1 protein-coding gene is annotated in these 220 nt (G+C 58.6%); it reads right to left on the bottom strand.

Annotation, left to right across the window (positions count from 1 at the left end):
- A partial coding sequence (locus V6D44_RS21020) for an AMP-binding protein (protein ID WP_333516869.1) occupies positions 1-220 on the bottom strand: 220 nt, incomplete at both ends.

The following is a 220-nucleotide window of genomic DNA, read 5'->3' as shown; positions in this document are numbered from 1 at the left end:
TGCACGCCCGATGGAAAGTGAGTCTTCCTCGGGATTGATCTCTGTGCTTGTGGCGACGACTGTGTTTTCTGTCGGCCCGTAGTTGTTGACGAGCGTGTACGGCCGTTTGACCGCGCGCTTCAGCTTGTCTCCTCCGGTCAAGAGGACGCGGAGTGACGTGTTCTCAAGCTCCATGAACTGTTCCGCCAGCTGCGTCGGCAGGAACGTGATCGTCACGCCA

It is taken from the genome of Bacillus sp. 0209A (assembly GCF_036765095.1).
In the GTDB taxonomy this organism is placed as follows: Bacteria; Bacillota; Bacilli; order Bacillales; family Bacillaceae; genus Bacillus; species Bacillus subtilis_G.
This window is presented reverse-complemented; position numbering and strand designations above follow the sequence as displayed.